21 protein-coding genes and 2 pseudogenes are annotated in these 16,515 nt (G+C 60.0%); 2 read left to right on the plus strand and 21 right to left on the minus strand.

Annotation, left to right across the window (positions count from 1 at the left end; translation table 11 throughout):
- Positions 1-92: 92 nt before the first annotated feature.
- Together EFB11_RS17540 and EFB11_RS17155 are read right to left on the minus strand one after the other, a co-directional pair.
- Positions 93-626: pseudogene (locus EFB11_RS17540) on the minus strand (hypothetical protein); the annotation flags it as partial.
- Between the two features lie 767 nt (positions 627-1,393).
- Positions 1,394-1,750: a TnpV protein gene (locus tag EFB11_RS17155; RefSeq protein WP_072853158.1), complete on the minus strand. Its 357-nt coding sequence runs from the start codon at positions 1,748-1,750 to the stop codon at positions 1,394-1,396.
- Between EFB11_RS17155 and EFB11_RS17160 the strand changes: the two genes are divergently transcribed.
- Positions 1,749-2,552, plus strand: a complete 804-nt coding sequence (locus tag EFB11_RS17160; protein ID WP_072853160.1) for a hypothetical protein — start codon at positions 1,749-1,751, stop codon at positions 2,550-2,552. The genes EFB11_RS17155 and EFB11_RS17160 overlap by 2 nt on opposite strands.
- A 49-nt stretch (positions 2,553-2,601) precedes the next feature.
- Here EFB11_RS17160 and EFB11_RS07330 read toward each other — a convergent pair whose 3' ends face one another.
- The 8 genes and pseudogenes from EFB11_RS07330 to rplM form a co-directional block, all read right to left on the minus strand.
- Positions 2,602-2,817 carry a transposon-transfer assisting family protein gene (locus EFB11_RS07330; RefSeq protein ID WP_002588921.1) on the minus strand — a complete coding sequence of 72 codons (216 nt, stop codon included), beginning with the start codon at positions 2,815-2,817 and terminating at the stop codon, positions 2,602-2,604.
- Between the two features lies 1 nt (position 2,818).
- Positions 2,819-3,028: pseudogene (locus EFB11_RS07335) on the minus strand (hypothetical protein); the annotation flags it as partial.
- Complete coding sequence (locus EFB11_RS16820; RefSeq protein ID WP_164706512.1) at positions 3,018-3,179, minus strand: hypothetical protein; 162 nt, start codon at positions 3,177-3,179, stop codon at positions 3,018-3,020. The gene EFB11_RS16820 and the pseudogene EFB11_RS07335, both read right to left, overlap by 11 nt.
- A 1-nt stretch (position 3,180) precedes the next feature.
- Positions 3,181-3,447, minus strand: coding sequence for a DUF5720 family protein (locus tag EFB11_RS07340; RefSeq protein ID WP_087384257.1), 267 nt, complete (start codon positions 3,445-3,447; stop codon positions 3,181-3,183).
- A 13-nt stretch (positions 3,448-3,460) separates the two neighbouring features.
- On the minus strand, positions 3,461-4,390 hold the full coding sequence (locus EFB11_RS07345) for a ParB/RepB/Spo0J family partition protein (RefSeq protein ID WP_087384259.1): 930 nt from the start codon (positions 4,388-4,390) through the stop codon (positions 3,461-3,463).
- On the minus strand, positions 4,347-5,168 hold the full coding sequence (locus EFB11_RS07350) for a ParA family protein (RefSeq protein WP_087384262.1): 822 nt from the start codon (positions 5,166-5,168) through the stop codon (positions 4,347-4,349). The genes EFB11_RS07345 and EFB11_RS07350 overlap by 44 nt, the downstream gene beginning before the upstream one ends.
- A gap of 449 nt (positions 5,169-5,617) precedes the next feature.
- Positions 5,618-6,025 carry a 30S ribosomal protein S9 gene (gene rpsI / locus EFB11_RS07355; RefSeq protein WP_122789565.1) on the minus strand — a complete coding sequence of 136 codons (408 nt, stop codon included), beginning with the start codon at positions 6,023-6,025 and terminating at the stop codon, positions 5,618-5,620.
- Positions 6,026-6,048: 23 nt separating this feature from the next.
- Positions 6,049-6,477 (minus strand): 50S ribosomal protein L13, encoded by a 429-nt coding sequence (gene rplM, locus EFB11_RS07360; protein ID WP_122789566.1) that lies wholly within the window; start codon positions 6,475-6,477, stop codon positions 6,049-6,051.
- Between the two features lie 264 nt (positions 6,478-6,741).
- Between rplM and EFB11_RS07365 the strand changes: the two genes are divergently transcribed.
- Positions 6,742-7,470 carry a tRNA 2-thiocytidine biosynthesis TtcA family protein gene (locus EFB11_RS07365; protein WP_122789567.1) on the plus strand — a complete coding sequence of 243 codons (729 nt, stop codon included), beginning with the start codon at positions 6,742-6,744 and terminating at the stop codon, positions 7,468-7,470.
- A gap of 29 nt (positions 7,471-7,499) precedes the next feature.
- Here the strand turns inward: EFB11_RS07365 and cysS are convergent, their stop codons facing one another.
- From cysS to EFB11_RS07420, 11 genes are all read right to left on the minus strand, one after another.
- Entirely contained in the window at positions 7,500-8,915 is a 1,416-nt protein-coding gene (gene cysS / locus EFB11_RS07370) for a cysteine--tRNA ligase (protein WP_122789568.1), read from the minus strand.
- Positions 8,916-9,183: 268 nt separating this feature from the next.
- Positions 9,184-9,774 (minus strand): nucleotidyltransferase family protein, encoded by a 591-nt coding sequence (locus EFB11_RS07375; RefSeq protein ID WP_122789569.1) that lies wholly within the window; start codon positions 9,772-9,774, stop codon positions 9,184-9,186.
- The gene (locus EFB11_RS07380; protein WP_122789570.1) at positions 9,771-10,775 is read right to left on the minus strand and encodes an XdhC family protein; all 1,005 of its coding nucleotides are present in this window, start codon (positions 10,773-10,775) and stop codon (positions 9,771-9,773) included. The genes EFB11_RS07375 and EFB11_RS07380 overlap by 4 nt, the downstream gene beginning before the upstream one ends.
- Before the next feature lie 12 nt (positions 10,776-10,787).
- Complete coding sequence (locus tag EFB11_RS07385; protein ID WP_122789571.1) at positions 10,788-11,030, minus strand: DUF3343 domain-containing protein; 243 nt, start codon at positions 11,028-11,030, stop codon at positions 10,788-10,790.
- The gene (locus tag EFB11_RS07390; RefSeq protein ID WP_122789572.1) at positions 11,027-11,230 is read right to left on the minus strand and encodes a sulfurtransferase TusA family protein; all 204 of its coding nucleotides are present in this window, start codon (positions 11,228-11,230) and stop codon (positions 11,027-11,029) included. Before EFB11_RS07390 ends, EFB11_RS07385 begins: the two co-directional genes overlap by 4 nt.
- 14 nt (positions 11,231-11,244) lie before the next feature.
- Positions 11,245-12,306: a YedE family putative selenium transporter gene (gene yedE, locus EFB11_RS07395; RefSeq protein WP_122789573.1), complete on the minus strand. Its 1,062-nt coding sequence runs from the start codon at positions 12,304-12,306 to the stop codon at positions 11,245-11,247.
- 57 nt (positions 12,307-12,363) lie between these two features.
- Positions 12,364-13,491: an aminotransferase class V-fold PLP-dependent enzyme gene (locus EFB11_RS07400; protein WP_122789574.1), complete on the minus strand. Its 1,128-nt coding sequence runs from the start codon at positions 13,489-13,491 to the stop codon at positions 12,364-12,366.
- Positions 13,488-14,306 carry a selenium-dependent molybdenum cofactor biosynthesis protein YqeB gene (gene yqeB / locus EFB11_RS07405; protein ID WP_122789575.1) on the minus strand — a complete coding sequence of 273 codons (819 nt, stop codon included), beginning with the start codon at positions 14,304-14,306 and terminating at the stop codon, positions 13,488-13,490. Before yqeB ends, EFB11_RS07400 begins: the two co-directional genes overlap by 4 nt.
- Positions 14,303-14,965 carry a sulfurtransferase-like selenium metabolism protein YedF gene (yedF, locus tag EFB11_RS07410; protein ID WP_122789576.1) on the minus strand — a complete coding sequence of 221 codons (663 nt, stop codon included), beginning with the start codon at positions 14,963-14,965 and terminating at the stop codon, positions 14,303-14,305. Before yedF ends, yqeB begins: the two co-directional genes overlap by 4 nt.
- 15 nt (positions 14,966-14,980) lie before the next feature.
- Positions 14,981-16,012 (minus strand): selenide, water dikinase SelD, encoded by a 1,032-nt coding sequence (selD, locus tag EFB11_RS07415; protein ID WP_122789577.1) that lies wholly within the window; start codon positions 16,010-16,012, stop codon positions 14,981-14,983.
- Entirely contained in the window at positions 16,002-16,361 is a 360-nt protein-coding gene (locus tag EFB11_RS07420; RefSeq protein ID WP_243115176.1) for a winged helix-turn-helix domain-containing protein, read from the minus strand. Before EFB11_RS07420 ends, selD begins: the two co-directional genes overlap by 11 nt.
- Positions 16,362-16,515 lie beyond the last annotated feature (154 nt).

Raw genomic sequence — 16,515 nt, forward strand, 5'->3', positions numbered from 1 at the left:
CGCTCCCTGCCGCCCTTCGGGACAGCGGAAATGGTCACATCATGCTTATCCCGCAGCTGTTCCACAACCTGCTCCAGCCGGTTTGCCGGAAAGCCGCACATTTCCACACGGCCACCGCCGGGGATAGCGCGGGTCGTGAGATTGAGGTCCAGTTCCGCAGCAGCAGTTTTGGCGTCCTCACCGTACAGCTCAAAAAAATCCCCCATTTGGTAGAGGATTATATCATCCGGGTGGCGCTCCTTGACGCCGTTGTATTCCCACACAGCCGGGTCCGGCTGCTGGGCTTGCAGGGCATCTTCTTCCGCCAGGGCCTTTTCTGCCTGGATTTTGTCATACTCCGCCTGTTCCTGTTCTGTGAGATAGCGTCCCTTCTGGATCAGGTCGGTAATCCGTTTGGCGACTTTCTCCCAGGTGAAATGCACATCCGGGCAGCCGTCTTTTTTGTAGTGCAGACCTTTTCCGTCGTGGCTTTCATCGCTTTTCATTGCACCGGACAGGGCATGGGAGTGACCGCCAATACCATACTTATGTTTGAGAAAATCCACCTTTTCCTTATCCGTATGGGGTTCCTGGAAAAAGGTGAAAACTCGGCCCTTACCGCCCTCAAATCCGCTGCCTCTGGTCATGGCGGCGTCGATCTCGTCCTCAGAGATAAACTGCTTGACCGAAGGTACTTCCGTCAACTGAGAGGTAAAGGTGGTGCGAGGCAAGGACAGATCTTGCAGGTTCTCCCAAATTTCTTTGGGTTTATGGTAGTGGAAGCGCAGCAAATCCCGATCCTGCTGGTAGGCCGTCCAGAAGGCAGCATATTCTTCCGCAAGGTTCTGGCGAAACTCCGGGCTTTTCAGCTGTTCGGTGAGCCATGCAGATTCCTCCGGGAAACCGCGCCCCGGATTGTTGGAAAGGATGGGCAGATACCCAGCTTCTCTGGCTTCCTCGCTGAAATCGTGGTACAGATTCCAGAACTTTTCCGCGAGGAGGGAGCGTTCATAGCCCGCAGCCTCAGCCAGCTCCACATTGGTGGCAAACTGGCCGTCCTGCAAAAGCTGGCCGATACGCTCAGCGGCACTCTCCCAGGAAATGACCTGGGCGGACTTATCGTAACGGGCAGTTTTGCCGTGGGAAAGATGGATTCCATCCTCGGCATACCATGCAGTGATGCTGCCAATCCCGTTGCCGCCATGGTACAGGGTTTTCAGGGTGTCTGCGATCTCGGTGGTGGACTTCTGCTCCTCAAAGGCCGCGACAATGCGCTCTCTCTGGCGATAGGTGTTGCCGCCCAGCCGCAGCACATGGTCGATGTCAGCCTGGGCAAAAGAAAAAGCAGAGGATGTTTTCACATTCTCTGCTTCATCTATGATTCTGATTTGTTCTGCTTCGGAGAGGAAGAAACTCAGCTGTGAATAAGCTCCGCCATCAGAATCTCCTCGGCCTGTGCTTTGCAGGTGTTCATCAGGCCCACCCAGCGCATCGGGTCGCTGGCTTTCAGCTGCTCCGTCGCGCCCGCGTCTTTCGCCAGCTGGGGCATCATCTGCTCCAGACGGCTCTGCGCTGTCTCGTCGATCTCGATGAGGTGCGGGTACAGCTTCTCGGTCAGCAGCAGCTGATTGTAAATCAGGGGCCGGTGTTCCTTCAGGTACGCTTTCCGCATCCTGCCGTACTTGCCCAGGGGCTTCTCCGGCTGTTCGGTCAGCTTCAGGTCGGGAATCTGATAATCTCCGTTCATCGTGTAAGTCAGGCTGTTCTCCATGTGTAACGCTCCTTTCCGCGAGTTGCTCGCGCTCATAGATCTGGATGGTGACGCCGATCTGCCGCAAAACCTGCTGGTTAATCTGGCTGACCGCCGCGCCCAACGCCCCAACCGTGGCCGGGGTATTGAAATCGAAAATCGGCATGAAGTCCTCATGCTGGAAATATTGTTCCGTATCCAGCCCACAGCGAGACATCAGGGCATAGGCGATACTGACGGTGGCGGCGGACTTAAATTGGACTTCGATGTTGTAATCATCGTACTCCGCCAGGAACGAACCGTCAACGATATAGCGGAAATCTCTCTGATGATCGTCCCAATACTCACTCGCCAGCTTTCCGGCTACATCCGTGAGCTGCTGGGCGAGATTGTCACCGGCAACGCCGTAGTTTTGCTCCAGCATGGCCGACACAGGCCCAATGTGCTGTTCTTCCAGCTGCCACAACCAGGGTGTACGGGAATGTTCACGGGTGCCGGTATCGGAAATATCGAACACATAGCGCAGGCGAAGCTTGTCGCCGGAATCGTCCACCAGGGCAATACCCTTGGAGCCACGGCGCACATACCGTCCCATTTTTTCATTCCACAGGTCATACTCGGCGCAGGCGGTGGCATCCGGGCGCTGGGCGTAAATCATCATTTGCTCGTGGAATGGGTATTTATAAAGGCGGGCGGCGGTGGTGAGAAAAGCCGTCCACTCCTTCCAGCTGCCTACAAGCTGGGTCGATACCTGTTCGGCCATCTGCCGGTAAAATTCAGCTTTGGATGGCATGGTTTTCTGTCCTCCCTTCATGTTGAATAGAAATGGGACGGCATATCAGGCCGTCCCATCAGGTCTTTATGTGTGTTTTTTACTCGTCGAAATCTGGGTACAGCTCCAGTTCGGCAAACTCGGTGTCGTTCATAGCTTGGAGTTTACCCAGGGCGCTGTCCGTCAGTTCCCGCAGCTCGGCTTCCTCCGGCGAAAGCTCACCGCGCATCTCCGTCAGAGCGTCGATCAGCCCGGTGCGGCTGCCGGTGTTGTAGATGCAAAGAAGGTTCGTTTCCTCAAAGGTGAAGTTGTTCATATCAGAGCTCCCTTTCCGCGCTCTTTTTTTGCGCTGTCTTTTTGTGTTCCGTCTTGGGCTGGCTTTTCAGCTGCTCCATTACGGACTTTTTCTTTTCCCGTTCCTCTCGATGGACGGCTGCTGCCAAGTCCATAAGAGAAATGGGCTGACCACTGCGGGCCTGTTGTTCCAGCTGGGCCACTGTCGGCTCCTTTGGGCCGTTATTGATGATAGGCAAGGACGTTTTCCCCACGATGGCGCACACCCTGTGCCACAAGCTCCAGGTCCAGTCTGGAGAGCGCCCGTTTCCGTTCCTTTTTATCAGGGAACAGGTGCAGATACGCTGTGCGAATGGCATCACAGATTTCTTTTTCTCTGAACATCTCATTTCCTCCGCTTTTTCTTTACATACAGGACGTGGCCCTCAATCACATGGGCGCACTTTTTGATTTTGATTGCCCGGCGCTGCTGGCTGAGCAAGGCGGCCTGATAGCCGTCCTCGGTGAGAAACAGCCGCATTTCATCGCCGGGGCTGCCGTAGGTGCAGGGGCGCAGGACGGAAAACTCGATCATCCAGCGGGTATTGTCCCGAAAACGCTCCACAGCCAAAATGTTATGTCCTTTCAGCTCTCTGGCTGAAATATCCCTCATAGGCTCTCCTTTCTCAGCGTTCATGCTGTTGCTGGCGCTTGCGCTGCCACTGTTCCAGCAGCTTGATGATGGTCTCCTGCATCCGCTGGGGCGTATAGCTCCGGGGGAAATATTTGCGCAGGGTGTCGCTGGTAAAGGTGATCTTGTCCAAGTCGCTTTTCTTTTCCTCTCCCATGATGACCCGCATCATGTCGAGGGTCAGGTGGCCCTCCTGGCTGTACTTTTTTAGCCGTTGAGCCTGGGAGAGCGATGGCGTGGCCTGTTCGCTGTCCATCGCGTCCAACAAATCCACCTGTTCCTCTTTTTTGAGGAAGGACAGCTCATAGGCCGGGTTGAAGGCGATTTTCTTCTCATCCACCATGTCCAGCAGTTCGGGAATTAACTCGGTAAGGCGGATGTAGCGCATAACCTGTATGCCGCTGCGCTCACCTGCATCTTTCGCCACGCGGTCACGGGCGCTTAACTTCTGTTCAACTTGAACAGAAGTCAGGTCTGTTCTGGCCCCCTGATGCTTGATGGCCTCCAGCTTCATCTTATAAGCAAAAGCCCGCTCGCTGGGGAGCAGGCTTTCTCGCTGCAAGTTGCTGTCAACCATGATGATGGTGGCCTGATCGTCGTCCAGGTCACGGACAATGACCGGCATGGTATCCTTGCCAGCCAGTTCGCTGGCCCGATGACGCCGGTGCCCGGCGACCAGCTCATAGCCGCCGTTGGGGTCCGGGCGGGCGATGGCCGGAACCAGCACGCCATATTGCCGGATGCTGTCGGCGGTCTCCATCATGGCCTCATCGTCCTTGACCTTAAAGGGGTGGTCCTTGAACGGATGCAGCTCCGACAGGGGAATTTCCAGAACCTTTTCCCGCTGGGCGTCGGCCCGGCTTTCCTCGGTGGAAAACAGATCATCGACCGAGGCCAGCTCTACTTTTTTCGCGCTGCTTTTCAAGTTTCAACACCTCCTTTGTCAGATTGCGGTAGCCCTCGGCCACCTTGCCGCCGGGGTCGTGGGCGAAGATGCTCTTGCCCTCGGCGCTGATCTCCTTGGCCCGGACCGAATGGGGAATCTCGGTGCCGAATACCTTGATTTTGCTGCCGTAGGTCTCCCGCAGCAGGGCGGCGATCTCTTTCGCAAAATTGGTTCGGCTGTCCACCATCGTCAGCAGGATGCCGTCGATCTGGAGCTTGGGGTTCAGCTGCCGCTTGACCTTGCTGATGGTGGACAGCAGTTGTTCCAGGCCCTTGGCAGGCAGATACTCCGCCTGGACGGGGACTATGATCCTGTTGGCTGCCGCCAGTGCATTGACCGTGAGCATCCCCAAAGACGGCTGGCAGTCGATCAAGATATGGGAATACTGTCCCTTCACGGTGTCCAGATACTGCCGCAGGACGGTCTCGCGGCTCATGGCGTTCACCAGCGATACCTCCATGCCGGAGAGCTGGATGTCAGCGGGCATGAGGTCCACGCCCTCCGGGTGGTGCAGGATGCCCTCGCCGGGTTTGATAGGCTCGTCCATCAGGATGCGGCCCATCGCGTCCGAGAGGGTAAAGGGCAGCTTGTCCGGCTGGGGGTTGCCCAGGCTGATGGTGAGGCTGGCCTGGGGGTCAGCATCCACCAGCAGCACCTTCTTTCCGGCCTGCGCCAGCCCTATCCCCAAGTTGGCGCAGGTGGTCGTTTTGCCGACGCCGCCTTTCTGGTTGGCGACGGCGATGATTTGTGGGTTCATCGTATTTCACCTCGTTTCTGTTTGTCGTGTTTGGTTCTGGAAATAGAAAAAGCCGCCACTACTTTCTTGAAAAAAGAGTGACGGCTTTTTCTGATCCCGGAACATTAGTCCCCGGAAATGCAAAAAGCGCCCAGCAGGAACACTGAGCGCTTTCGCAATAAAATCATATTCATTTGTTCAGATTTGGTCAAACTCTGCCAAACCGATTTTGCATAAAAATTCGGAGGGGCAAAAATGCAAAAATGACCTCATGGGAGGGTGCAGGGGCAAAAAAGTTGTCCTATAATTTAACCCATTGGCCCTCATTTTAGGGGTGGTTGTCCTTTATTTAACCCATAAAAATCGGTTCAAAACAGGTCAGACCATGCCAAAACAGGCCAAACAATCTGAAAAGGAAAAACCCCGAAAACCGCATGGTTTCGGGGTTTTTGAGCTGTTTTGAACTGAAATCAGCGCTTGCTGAACTGCGGAGCGCGACGGGCAGCCTTGAGGCCGTACTTCTTACGTTCCTTCATGCGCGGGTCACGGGTCAGGAAGCCAGCAGCCTTCAGGGTCGGACGGTAAGCATCCGAATCCGCCTGCAGCAGAGCACGGGAAATACCGTGACGGATTGCACCAGCCTGGCCGGTGAAGCCGCCGCCGGTTACGGTGCATTCGATGTCGAACTTGCCGATGGTGTTGGTTGCTTCCAGCGGCTGACGAACGATCAGCTTCAGGGTTTCCAGACCAAAGTAGTTGTCAATGGTACGGTTGTTGATCTTGATCTCGCCGGTACCGCCCGGGAAAAGACGTACTCTTGCAACAGAGGACTTTCTTCTGCCGGTACCGTAGAAATATGCTTTCTTAGGCGTATACATGGATTATTTCCTCCTTACAAGAATTACTTGTCCCAAACTTCGGGCTTCTGCGCTGCATGGTTGTGCTCAGCGCCCTTGAAGATCTTCAGACGGGTAGCCGACTGACGGCCGATGCTGTTCTTCGGGAGCATACCCTTAACAGCCAGCTGCATTGCCAGCTCGGGCTTTTCTGCCATCAGAGTGCGGTACTGCACTTCCTTCAGGCCGCCAACCCAGCCGGTGTGATGACGGTAATACTTCTGCTCCAGCTTCTTGCCGGTCAGAACCGCCTTCTCTGCGTTGATGATGATGACGAAATCGCCGCCGTCCACGTGCGGGGTGAAATCGGTCTTATGCTTGCCGCGCAGGAGCATCGCAGCGGTCGCAGCGGTGCGGCCGAGCGGCTTGCCAGCAGCGTCGAGTACATACCACTTGCGCTCGGTGGTTCCTGCCTTTGCCATAAAAGTAGACATAGTGCTTTTCCTCCATTGTATTTTAAATCTAATCGATTCCAAACTGAAAACGGCTCAAATCGAGCCTTCCTTATTAAACCACACCGAATTTCGAATGTCAACCGCTTTTTCGAACATTTCCTTTCATCTTTGTGTGTTCTCGCTTATACTCTCTTATTCTCTTGTATACTCTCGTTTTCTCGCTTTCGATTTTAAAATTTTTATTTGCGGTTTGCCGCGTTTTCTGCTATATCTATATAGAAATGATATTCCTGGAGGATTCTTATGCAGAAAATGCTCTCCTATGTCCGCCGCGCGGTGGACCATTACCATATGATCGAAGAAAATGACCGCATTGCGGTCGGGGTCTCGGGCGGCAAAGATTCGCTCACGCTGCTGGTCGCTCTGGCCGAATTGCGGCGGTTTTACCCCAAGAAATTCGAAGTCGTTGCCATCACCCTTGAAATGGGGTATGAAGAAATGGACTTTTCGGCGGTGGCTACGCTGTGTGAAACGCTGGGCGTGGAATACATCCGTATCCCGACCCAGATCAAGCAGATCGTGTTCGACATCCGCAAGGAGGAAAACCCCTGCTCGCTGTGCGCCAAGCTGCGCCGCGGCGCGCTGCACGAAGCCGCTTTGGCGGCAGGATGCAAAAAGGTGGCCCTTGGCCACCATTTTGACGATGTGGTCGAAACCTATATGCTGTCCCTGTTTTATGAGGGACGCATCTCCTGTTTCAAACCCGTAACTTTTCTGGACCGCAAGGGCGTGACCCTCATCCGGCCGCTGCTCTATGTGCCGGAGTATTATGTCAAGTCGTTTGCCCGGCGGCATGAACTTCCCATTGTGCACAATCCCTGTCCGGCGGACGGCAGCACCAAGCGGGAAGAAGTCAAGGTCCTGCTCAAGGATTTGGAAAAGCAGTTCCCCGGCCTGCGCGACCGGGTGTTTGGCGCCATCCAGCGCTATCCGCTCGACGGCTGGGCGCCCGACCGCACGCGGTATAAATAACGTGCGGTGCGGACGCTGTTTCGACTATTTTACACGCGGCTCCACTGGGTGCCCTGACGGGTATCCTTGATGGTGACGCCCATGTCGGCCAGCACGCCGCGGATGCGGTCGGCCTCGGCGAAGTTCTTCTCCTTCTTGGCCTCTGCGCGCTGGGCGATCAGTTCCTCGATCTTGTCGGCATCCGGATCCTTGGCATCGTCGCGCTTCTGGACAATGTTCAGCACACCGGTCAGTTCCATGAACAAATCGTGCGCTGCGGTCAGGAATGCCTTGGTGGCATCATCATGCGCCGACATGTAGCCGTTGATCTCGCGCACCAGCTCAAAGATGGCAGACAGTGCGTCGGCGGTGTTCATGTCGTCGTCCATGGCGTCGATGAACTTCTGCTTATACGCCATGAGCGCTTCCATCTTGGCCGCTTCGTCTGCGGTCATGGTGTCGCCCGATGCCTTTTCGATGCGGAATTCCATGTTGTTGCGGCTCTCGTACAGACGCGCAAGGGAGGCCTTGTTCATCTCGAGCGACTCGGCCGAGTAGTTCAGCGGCGAACGGTAGTGCGCCGACAGCATGAACATACGGATGGTCTCATAGCCGAATTCCTTGGCCGCGTCACGCACCATGAAGAAATTGCCCTTGGATTTGGACATCTTCTCGTTGTCGATGGTCAGGAAGCCGTTGTGTACCCAGTAATGGGCAAATTCGCAGCCGTTGGCGCACTCGGACTGGGCGATCTCGTTCTCGTGATGGGGGAAGATCAGGTCCAGGCCGCCGGAATGGATGTCAATGGTCTCGCCCAGGTACTTGCAGGCCATGGCCGAGCACTCGATGTGCCAGCCCGGACGGCCCTTGGAGCCCCACGGCGTATCCCAGGCCGGTTCGCCTGGCTTGGCAGCCTTCCAGACGGCAAAGTCCATCGGGTCTTCCTTCATCTCGCCCACGCCAATGCGCGCGCCGGCTTGCAGCTCCTCCATGGGCTGGTGGCACAGCTTGCCGTACTCGGGGTCGGACTTGGTGCGGAAATACACGTCGCCGTTCTCGGCCAGATAGGCGTGGCCGTTGTCGAGCAGCTTCTGCACGATGCCGATGATGGCGTCCATGGTTTCGGTGGCACGTGGATGGAAGGTGGCTGCCTTGACGCCCAGGCCTTCGGCGTCGACGTAGTATTCCTTGATGTAGCGCTCGGCGATGGTGTTGAAGTCCACGCCTTCCTCGTTGGCCTTGTTGATAACCTTGTCATCGATGTCGGTGAAGTTCTGGACAAAAGTGACCTTGTAGCCGCGGTACTCGAAATAGCGGCGCAGCAGGTCGAACATGATGAACGGGCGAGCGTTGCCGATGTGGAAATAGTTGTACACGGTCGGGCCGCACGAGTACATCTTCACCTCGCCGGGCGTGATGGGGACAAATTCATCCTTCTTACGGGTCAGGGTGTTAAAAAGCTTCATATGCATTCTCCTTTTGTAAAATCAAAAAACCGCCCCTTTGGTCTGTCCAAAGAGGCGGCCAATCTGGTCGCGGTTCCACTCTTGTTTGTCGCTTACAGGCCGCTGTAACGGGCGAATCCCGCGGGGCGTTGCCCCCGATGCTCCCGGGCGCACGTTCGCCGCCGCGCCGCGCAGGACCCTTTCAGCCGGTGAAGTCCCTCTCTTTTGCGCGCACTGTGCGGGTACTCTTCCCGTTCGTCGCATGAAAACCTTATTTGGCATCATGGTATCACAAACCAGACGGGAAGTCAAGGCCAGCAAGGCGCTGATAGGTCTCCGGTGTGTCAATATCGGCAAATTCGGCTTTGTTCGGGGCGTCCCAAAAGCGGACTTCAGCCGCATGGCGCTTCCACACCGCCCGACCGCCGGTCTCACCCGCAAGGGCGGCCAGTTCCCCAAAGAACCGGTGCGGGAACACGCAGGGCGCGCACGGTTTCCCGTCCACACGCGGGACGGCGATGCAGTGGCTCTCCTGCGCCAGGCGCACGAGCTGCCGCACGGTTTCGGGCCGCAGAAAGGGCTGGTCGGCGCCAAGGAACAGGGCGTAATCGGCACGCGCATCCAGCGCCGCGGCCCCGGCCGCGACCGAGTATCCCATGCCCTCGGCAGCGCGGGGGCTGAGCACGACCCGAAAGCCCATCCCTTCCCCTTCGGCGGTGATAGTCGGGTCGTTGGTCACGACAAAGCAGGTGTCACCCACCGCTGCCGCGAGCGCCAGCGCATGGCGGTACATCGGCACGCCGCCGACCGGCAGCCACAGCTTGTCGGTCTCCCCCATGCGGCGGCTGAGCCCGGCCGCGAGCACGATGGCCGCGGTCACGTGACCACCTCAAACAGTACGTCCACCGACCCGCCGCAGATGAGTCCATCCTTCCCAGCTTCGCCGTTGGCCATGTCGATGTGCGTGAGCATGGGCCGGGGCGCAGCCAACAGGCCGCGCATGGTTTCGAGCGCCTGGTATTCGGCCAGTCCGCCGCCGATGGTGCCCAGCGCTTCGCCCGAGGGCAGTAGCAAAAGGCGTGCACCCGGCCCGCGCGGCGCCGAGCCGCGCTTGCGCACTACGGTCGCCATGATACCGCCCGCGCTGCCCTCGTCCAGCAGGGCGTCCAGCATGGCTTCGGAGAACACAGCCTGTCCCTTGCCCTGCCGGGTCTGCACCAACTCGGCGGCGATTGATACCGCAATTTCCTCGGGCGTCTGCCCGCCGATGGGCAGGCCGATGGGCGCATGGACAGCGGCCAGCTGCGCGTCGGTCACGCCCTCACGCCGCAGCACATCAAACACGGCGGCGTTTTTCTTGTGGCTGCCGATCATGCCGATGTAGGGCAGGTCCCGGCCCACAACCTGCCGCAGGCAGGCGATGTCGGCCGCGTGGCCGCGCGTGACGATGACGACCGAGGTATCCGGATACGCGTCCCAGTCGTACCGGCGCAACAGGTCGGTAAAATCGGCGCAGGCGGTTTCGTCCGCGTCCGGGAACCGCTCCCGGGCCGCAAACTCCGGCCGGTCGTCGGCCACCAGCACCTGATAGCCGAGCAGCTTGCCGAACGTGCTCACCGGACGGGACACATGCCCGCCCCCGCAGATGAGCAGCACCTTTTCGCGCGAAAACTGCTCAAAAAGCACCCGCTCGCCGTCCAGCTCGACTTCGCAGGGAAAGCCGGTGAAGGGCTGGCCGCCCGCGTCCATGCCGACGAGCCCGACTGCGCCGGTCAGGTTCTCAGCCCGGCCGAGGGCCGCTTCGTCCAGGCAGGTTTTTCGTATCACACCGCTGCCGCCCTTTAAAAGCCGCGCGAGCGCACGGTATCCATTCGGGTCCATAACGGTCCCTCCTTATAACGTCAAAATGTGTAGCCCTTGGGCTTCGATGCCGGTCTGTGCGAGTAAATCGCGCAGACTTTTTTCGTTTTCTGGTTCATCCCGCCAGGCAAGGCCGCATCCGGCTGTGATTTCCCGCGGCACCGGGATGAGCCGCCCCGGAAATCCGGCGACCTTGGCCGCCTGTTCCAGATGCAGCGCGTCGGCCGTGGTGTGGAAGGCGATGACCAGCCGGGGCTTACGCTCCCGGCGGATCATTCGAGCAACAGGCGGAAATCGCCGCCCTCTTTGGTGATCGTCACCTTGCGGCCGCGTTCTTCGGCCATGTGGGATACATTGCCGCGCGCGGTCGCGTTATCGACCAGCACCACGACCGGTTCGGTCGTCTTGCCGATGGCGTCCAGCATCAGCATGACAGGCTCGGGGCAGGACAGCCCGCGGGCGTCTACGGTAAGCATGGTTTCTTCCTCCTTTAATTCTTCGCGCGGCGCGAGCAGGCGGCCGCAATGACGAGCAGCAGAACGATCATCGCCACGCAGACCACCCGGCCGCCCGACGTCGTGCCGTCGGCCGACGAGGCAAGCTGGAAGTTATGCGCGCAGGCCGCGCCGACCAGCATACCGATACAGGTCATTGCTGCGTCCGATGAGCCCTGCCCGGCCAGGATGAGCTGACGCAGCGGGCAGCCGCCCGCGAGCACAGCGGCCAGACCGACCACATACATGCCAAGAATGTTCCACAGATGCTCGGTGTGCGCCACCGGCTGGCCGGCAAAGCCGAGCTGGAAGCTGCCGTTTGCAATATTATACACCAGCATGGCCACAAACACACCACCGATGACGCAGATGAGCGTAAAATCCTTCATCAGGAGGATGTCGCGCACCGAGCCGGCAAAGCACATGCGGCTGCGCTGGGCAAGCGCGCCGAAGGCCAGGCCGCACACCAAAGCGAGCGCCGCCGGGGCGTGCATGCTGCCCGGCCTCTCAGCCGAGAAGGCGAACAGCCCGGCCGCCGTCACCGACAGGATGAACAAAACCGCCAGCGCGACCGGCAGCACTGCGCCCGATGCCGGGCGGGTATCATACGTTCTGCCGAGCGAAAAGCCCTTTTTGAGCAGCAGCGCGCCTGTGCCGACGCCCAGCACAAAGCCAATCAAGGCCACATAAGCATTCAGGTCGCCGGCCGACATACGCAGCACCATGCGCAGCGGACAGCCCAGAAAGACCAGCGCGCCGGTCATCATGGCAAAGCCGAGCACAAAGCGGATGGCCGGAGACGAACCGGCCTGCGAGCGGTATTCGCGCGTGACGAGCGACAACACGAATGCGCCCAGCACGATGCCCGCGATCTCGGGGCGGATGTACTGCACGATGGGCGCCGTATGCAGCTTCATACCGCCCGCAATGTCGCGGATGAAGCAGGCAATGCACAGGGCCATATTGCCCGGGTTCCCGGCCACGGCCAGAATGGCGGCCAGCACGCCGCCCAGCACGCCCAGGACAAACAGTCCGGGCTTCTTTTTCAGAAAATCCATGGATTTCCCCCTATAAAATGTATTTTTGGAAACGGGACTTGTCCCGGTATCCCCCTTTTATGCGCCGCACAGGCTGCGCACGGCCTGCACCGCGGCATCCACTTCGCTTTCGGTGTTGAAGTGCGAGAACGAAAAGCGCACGATGCCCTGTTCTTCGGTGCCCAGGGCGCGGTGCATCAGCGGCGCACAGTGCGCGCCCGGCCGGGTGCAGATGCCGAAATCCTCATACAGCGCATCGGACACCGCGCCCGCGTCCTCGCCTTCGAGGTTCAGCGCCACAATGGCGGCGCGGTCAGGGTTTGACCAGTCGCCGTAGATTTTCACCCCCGGCGCATCGCACACGCCTTGGTAAAACCGGCGGGCGAGCGCCTGCTCACGCTGCCGGAGCGGTTCCAGCCCCTGAGCATCCAGCCAATCCAAGGCAGCCGACAGTCCGGCCAAACCATGCGCGTTAAGCGTGCCCGCTTCCAGCCGGGTCGGGTACTCGCCCGGATGGGTGCGCGAAAAACTGTGCACCCCGCTGCCGCCCACGACGAGCGGCCGGATGGACACCCCTTCGGCCACACACAGGCCGCCCGTGCCCTGCGGGCCGAGCAGGCTCTTGTGGCCGGTAAAGCACAGCACCGAAATACCGTCCCGCTCCATGTCGATGTCGAACACCCCGGCCGATTGGGACGCATCCAGGATAAACAGCAAGCCGTGTTCCCGGCAGAATGCGCCGATGCGGCCGATATCCACCACCTCCCCCGTGACGTTGGACACGTGGGTGCACACGACCGCGCGGGTGTTCCGCTGCCGGGCGGCTTCCAAGCCGGACAGGTCGATCTGTCCTTTTTCATCCGCAGGCAGGACGGTCAGTTCGGCCCCGCTGTGATAAAGCGGCCGAAGCACCGAATTGTGCTCCAAAGCCGTGGTGATAACGTGGTCTTTTGGCCCGAACAGCCCCAAAATCGCGGTATTGAGCGCTTCGGTTGAGCCCGACGTGAAGCACACGCGCGCGGGGTCGGTGAGACCAAAGAGCTCCGCGACCTGTTCCCGGCAGCGCCACACCACGCGGGATGCGGCCAACGCCAGTCCATGTGCGCCGCGACCGTCCGAACCGATGGTGTGCATGGCGTCAAACACCGCCTGCGCCACACAGGACGGCTTTAAAAAGCTGGTGGCCGCGCAGTCGAGATAGATCACAGCAGCCGGACCTCCTTTTCGTGCGCCAGATGCAGCAGCGCTTCGAGCACACCGCCCGCAATGCACCGCGCCTTGTCCGATACGGTAAAGCAGTTGTTCTTCTGGTCGCGGCGGGGGTCAATATCGGCAATTTTAAGCCCCTTGGTGACCGGGTAGCCCGCGCGGATCAGGCCGCGCAGCACACCCGAAAGGCTCGCGTACACCGGCGTATCGCCCACCCGGGCGATCTCCTGCCCCTCTTCGACCGTGTCGCCGATGGCCGACAAATGCACCATTTCCCCGTCCGCCGGGGCGTGCATGACCCGTCGCGCCCCCTCGCCCGCGATCAGGCCGGGCACACCGGTGTTGGGTTTGGCCGCGTCTGCATACAAAATACGCCCCAGATCGTGGCCGCGCATGGTTTCGATGACCGCGTCCACGTCCGTGCCCGCCGTAAAGCCGGGGCCAAGCCCGACTGTGATGGGCGCCATCGCGCGGGTGGTGCCCAGGTTGCGCTTGGCTAAAATGGCGTCCACGACCGCCGCCGGGTGCAGCGTAGATGCACAGGCCAGCGCTTCATCTACCACAAGCGGCACCTCATGCCGCTCCCAGCAGCGGATGAGATGTTCTTCATCCGGCGTATCGATGCGGCGGGCAATGACGCCCTCGACCTCGGCCGCGCCGTCGTAGACCGCTTCGCACAGCGCCGCTGCGCGGCGGATAGCGCTCGGCTGCGCGCATTCGACGGCCAGCACGCGAAGCCCTGCCGCGTGCAGCTTTAAAATCGTGCCTGTGGCCAGGTCGCCCGCGCCGCGCACGATAACCAGCCCGGTCATGGACGAATCACCTTGCCGGCGTTCGTTAGCTTTTCGGCGATGACGTACATATTGGTCACCTCGCCGACTGCCAGCTTGTCGGTCAGGCCGTAATGGTTCAGGCAGGTGCCGCAGGTGAGCACCTCGCAGCCGTTTTCGGCCAAAATCTTGAGGTCTGCCACGGTTTCGGCACCTTCGGTGGACAGTTTGGCACCGCCGTTATAAAGCAAAATGGTGTCCGGCGCGCGGTCAAGCTGGGTCAGGGCATAGACAAAGCCCTTCATCAGCGCCGCGCCCAGGGTATCGTCGCCCGTGCCCATGCAGGACGAGGTCAGCGCCACCACGGTCGGCCCGCCTGCGGGCGGGAAGTCCATGGGCGTGCACACCGGGCAGGGCTCGGGCCGCATATTTCCGCTCGCGGCCGGTTCGGTGCCGCCGCCAAGCACCGCGCCCAGCACCTCGGACGCCACCGGCTGCAAAACGATGCGGAAGGTGCCGTCCTCCATCACATCGGTGACCGCGGCCAGCCCCATCTGGGCGGCCATTTTTTCGACGTTCTGCCGGGCGATGTCGTTATCGACCAGCGTGATGACCGGGGCGCCATGCTCCCGAATCGCGTTCTTTGTATCAATGACTGGCTGCGGGCAGGCTTTGCCGCGCGCGTCTACAATGGTTGCCATAGTATAATTTCCTCCTTATATTGTTCCTTCGACGATGATTTCGGTGTCCAGCCGGGGCAGCAGTTCGCCGATGATGCCGCAGGGCAGGCCGAGCGCACGCACATCGCGCAGCAGGGCGTCGGCGTCATCCGCCGCCACGGCAAACAGCAGCCCGCCCGAGGTCTGCGGGTCAAAAACCAGTTCCTCGGTAGCAAAATCCGCGCCCCGGAACCGCACCCGGCCTTCGGCGGCGTTACGGTTGCGCTGGGCAGCGGCGGTCAAATAAAATTCCTCGGCGAAAAACCGCGCCTGCGGGATGTGCGGCAGGGCGTCCGCCCAGACCCGTGCCGACAGGTCGGGCCGCAGCATCTCGTGCAGATGGCCGAGCAGACCGAAGCCGGTCACGTCGGTGCAGGCGTGAATGGTATACCGGTCGGCCGCTTCGGCGGCATAGCGGTTTAAGGTGGTCATGCTGCGCACGGCGAGTTCCATCGCTTCAGCGGTGTCCGCGCCCGCGCGGGCCGCCGTACACGTCAGCCCCACGCCGAGCGGCTTGGTCAGCAGCAGCTTGTCCCCCACATGGCCGCCGTTGTTGGGCCGGATGCGGGCCGGATGCACCACGCCGGTGACCGACAGGCCGTATTTGACCTCGCTGTCCGCGATCGAATGCCCACCTGCGAGCGAGCCGCCCGCCTCGGTCACTTTTTCGCTGCCGCCCTGCAAGATGCGCCCCAGAATATTCAAATCCCAGCTTTCCGGGAAGCAGACGATGTTGAGCGCCGTGACCACCCGGCCACCCATCGCATACACGTCGCTGAGCGCATTGGTGGCCGCGATCTGGCCGAACACATAGGGGTCTTCGACCATGGGCGGGAAGAAATCGAGCGTCTGCACCATAGCAAGGTCGTCGGTCAGCCGGTAGACGGCTGCATCGTCGCTCGACTCGGCGCCGATGAGCAAATTGGGGTCGGTCGGCCGGGGCAGCTTTTCCAGCACCCGGGCGAGCGCTGCCGGGCCGAGTTTGGCCGTGCAGCCCCCGCCCCGGCAAAATTGAATCTCATTTGCCATCCAGTTCGCCTCCCAAATGTTTATCGAGCAGCGCTTCCAGCGCCGCGTGTGCTTCTTTTGCAAACGCCTCGTAATGTTCGAGCAACGCCTGCCCCTGTTCGGTCAGGCGGGCGCCGCCACCGTGTGCACCGCCCGTGCGGCGCTCGAGCAGGGCAAAACCCAGTTCGTCCTCGCAGGCGCGCAGGATGTGCCAGGCCTTGTTGTAGCTCATGCCCATGGCGGCGGCCGTGCTCCGAATGGAGCCGCTCTGCCGCACGCCGTCCAGCAGCTGGGCCACGCCCGGCCCAAAGCCCTTGCGCCCGCCGCGCGTGATGCGCAGCGCGGCCGTGACCGTCCATGTATCGTGCATACGCATGATCCTTTCCAAAGTATAACGCTTGTCCAAAAACCGCGCGCCCATGCGCGCTTCTGTCCTCATTTTACCAGATGGCAAAATTCTTGGCAAGCCTTCCCTTGTACCATTTGCCCTTTTCGGAACCGGGCTTGTATGGTATAATCGGGAG

The organism is Intestinibacillus sp. Marseille-P6563, assembly GCF_900604335.1.
Lineage (GTDB): Bacteria > Bacillota > Clostridia > Oscillospirales > Butyricicoccaceae > Butyricicoccus_B.

What these genes read in the sequence shown, in the direction of transcription:
- EFB11_RS07385 (WP_122789571.1), bottom strand. Translation starts at nt 11,030, where the DNA reads ATGATCCGCCGGGAGCGTAAGCCCCGGCTGGTCATCGCCTTCCACACC.
- yedF (WP_122789576.1), bottom strand. Translation starts at nt 14,965, where the DNA reads ATGGCAACCATTGTAGACGCGCGCGGCAAAGCCTGCCCGCAGCCAGTC.
- EFB11_RS07380 (WP_122789570.1), bottom strand. Translation starts at nt 10,775, where the DNA reads ATGGACCCGAATGGATACCGTGCGCTCGCGCGGCTTTTAAAGGGCGGC.
- yedE (WP_122789573.1), bottom strand. Translation starts at nt 12,306, where the DNA reads ATGGATTTTCTGAAAAAGAAGCCCGGACTGTTTGTCCTGGGCGTGCTG.
- EFB11_RS07365 (WP_122789567.1), top strand. Translation starts at nt 6,742, where the DNA reads ATGCAGAAAATGCTCTCCTATGTCCGCCGCGCGGTGGACCATTACCAT.
- cysS (WP_122789568.1), bottom strand. Translation starts at nt 8,915, where the DNA reads ATGAAGCTTTTTAACACCCTGACCCGTAAGAAGGATGAATTTGTCCCC.
- EFB11_RS07340 (WP_087384257.1), bottom strand. Translation starts at nt 3,447, where the DNA reads ATGAGGGATATTTCAGCCAGAGAGCTGAAAGGACATAACATTTTGGCT.
- selD (WP_122789577.1), bottom strand. Translation starts at nt 16,012, where the DNA reads ATGGCAAATGAGATTCAATTTTGCCGGGGCGGGGGCTGCACGGCCAAA.
- EFB11_RS07350 (WP_087384262.1), bottom strand. Translation starts at nt 5,168, where the DNA reads ATGAACCCACAAATCATCGCCGTCGCCAACCAGAAAGGCGGCGTCGGC.
- EFB11_RS07330 (WP_002588921.1), bottom strand. Translation starts at nt 2,817, where the DNA reads ATGAACAACTTCACCTTTGAGGAAACGAACCTTCTTTGCATCTACAAC.
- EFB11_RS16820 (WP_164706512.1), bottom strand. Translation starts at nt 3,179, where the DNA reads ATGTTCAGAGAAAAAGAAATCTGTGATGCCATTCGCACAGCGTATCTG.
- EFB11_RS17160 (WP_072853160.1), top strand. Translation starts at nt 1,749, where the DNA reads ATGTGTAACGCTCCTTTCCGCGAGTTGCTCGCGCTCATAGATCTGGAT.
- EFB11_RS17155 (WP_072853158.1), bottom strand. Translation starts at nt 1,750, where the DNA reads ATGGAGAACAGCCTGACTTACACGATGAACGGAGATTATCAGATTCCC.
- yqeB (WP_122789575.1), bottom strand. Translation starts at nt 14,306, where the DNA reads ATGACCGGGCTGGTTATCGTGCGCGGCGCGGGCGACCTGGCCACAGGC.
- EFB11_RS07420 (WP_243115176.1), bottom strand. Translation starts at nt 16,361, where the DNA reads ATGCACGATACATGGACGGTCACGGCCGCGCTGCGCATCACGCGCGGC.
- rplM (WP_122789566.1), bottom strand. Translation starts at nt 6,477, where the DNA reads ATGTCTACTTTTATGGCAAAGGCAGGAACCACCGAGCGCAAGTGGTAT.
- EFB11_RS07390 (WP_122789572.1), bottom strand. Translation starts at nt 11,230, where the DNA reads ATGCTTACCGTAGACGCCCGCGGGCTGTCCTGCCCCGAGCCTGTCATG.
- rpsI (WP_122789565.1), bottom strand. Translation starts at nt 6,025, where the DNA reads ATGTATACGCCTAAGAAAGCATATTTCTACGGTACCGGCAGAAGAAAG.